The sequence below is a fragment of the Gilliamella sp. B3801 genome, assembly GCF_026536645.1.
Classification (GTDB): Bacteria; Pseudomonadota; Gammaproteobacteria; order Enterobacterales; family Orbaceae; genus Gilliamella; species Gilliamella apicola_I.
The window spans coordinates 3,015-4,615 of record NZ_JAFNNR010000020.1 but is presented as its reverse complement, the minus strand read 5'-3'; the positions used below and the strand labels follow the sequence as shown (position 1 = coordinate 4,615).

Here is a 1,601-nt window from a genome sequence, read left to right as displayed (position 1 = left end):
ACAGTTATTGAGCATCAAACTTTAAATTGAAGAGTTTGATCATGGCTCAGATTGAACGCTGGCGGCAGGCTTAACACATGCAAGTCGAACGGTAACATGAGTGCTTGCACTTGATGACGAGTGGCGGACGGGTGAGTAAGGTATGGGGATCTGCCAAATGGAGGGGGACAACAGTTGGAAACGACTGCTAATACCGCATAAAGTTGAGAGACCAAAGTACGGTTCCGCAAGGACGTGCGCCATTTGATGAACCCATATGGGATTAGCTAGTTGGTGTGGTAAAGGCTCACCAAGGCGACGATCTCTAGCTGGTCTGAGAGGATGACCAGCCACACTGGAACTGAGACACGGTCCAGACTCCTACGGGAGGCAGCAGTGGGGAATATTGCACAATGGGGGGAACCCTGATGCAGCCATGCCGCGTGTATGAAGAAGGCCTTCGGGTTGTAAAGTACTTTCGGTAGTGAGGAAGTTGTGTGTATGAAAAGTGCATGCAGTTGACGTTAGCTACAGAAGAAGCACCGGCTAACTCCGTGCCAGCAGCCGCGGTAATACGGAGGGTGCGAGCGTTAATCGGAATGACTGGGCGTAAAGGGCATGTAGGCGGATAATTAAGTTAGGTGTGAAAGCCCCGGGCTCAACCTGGGAATTGCACTTAAAACTGGTTATCTGGAGTATTGTAGAGGAAGGTAGAATTCCACGTGTAGCGGTGAAATGCGTAGAGATGTGGAGGAATACCGGTGGCGAAGGCGGCCTTCTGGACAGATACTGACGCTGAGATGCGAAAGCGTGGGGAGCAAACAGGATTAGATACCCTGGTAGTCCACGCTGTAAACGATGTCGATTTGGAGTTTGTTGCCTAGAGTGATGGGCTCCGAAGCTAACGCGATAAATCGACCGCCTGGGGAGTACGGCCGCAAGGTTAAAACTCAAATGAATTGACGGGGGCCCGCACAAGCGGTGGAGCATGTGGTTTAATTCGATGCAACGCGAAGAACCTTACCTGGTCTTGACATCCACAGAATCTGGCAGAGATGCTGGAGTGCCTTCGGGAACTGTGAGACAGGTGCTGCATGGCTGTCGTCAGCTCGTGTTGTGAAATGTTGGGTTAAGTCCCGCAACGAGCGCAACCCTTATCCTTTGTTGCCATCGATTAGGTCGGGAACTCAAAGGAGACTGCCGTTGATAAAGCGGAGGAAGGTGGGGACGACGTCAAGTCATCATGGCCCTTACGACCAGGGCTACACACGTGCTACAATGGCGTATACAAAGGGAGGCGACCTCGCGAGAGCAAGCGGACCTCAGAAAGTACGTCTAAGTCCGGATTGGAGTCTGCAACTCGACTCCATGAAGTCGGAATCGCTAGTAATCGTGAATCAGAATGTCACGGTGAATACGTTCCCGGGCCTTGTACACACCGCCCGTCACACCATGGGAGTGGGTTGCACCAGAAGTAGATAGCTTAACCTTCGGGAGGGCGTTTACCACGGTGTGATTCATGACTGGGGTGAAGTCGTAACAAGGTAACCGTAGGGGAACCTGCGGTTGGATCACCTCCTTACGAAGAGCTCGTAAGTGTTCACACAGATTGTTTGTTTAGA

At 51.7% G+C, this 1,601-nt stretch carries 1 protein-coding gene and 1 other annotated feature (1 of these 2 only partly in view); the gene reads left to right on the top strand.

Annotated features, from left to right (window positions below; genetic code table 11):
* Positions 1-23 precede the first annotated feature (23 nt).
* Positions 24-1,601: a sequence feature (most likely nonfunctional fraction of RNA operon), on the top strand; it runs 2,741 nt beyond the window's last position.
* Positions 477-611 carry a hypothetical protein gene (locus J3U14_RS11585; RefSeq protein ID WP_267369689.1) on the top strand — a complete coding sequence of 45 codons (135 nt, stop codon included), beginning with the start codon at positions 477-479 and terminating at the stop codon, positions 609-611. It overlaps the preceding feature by 135 nt.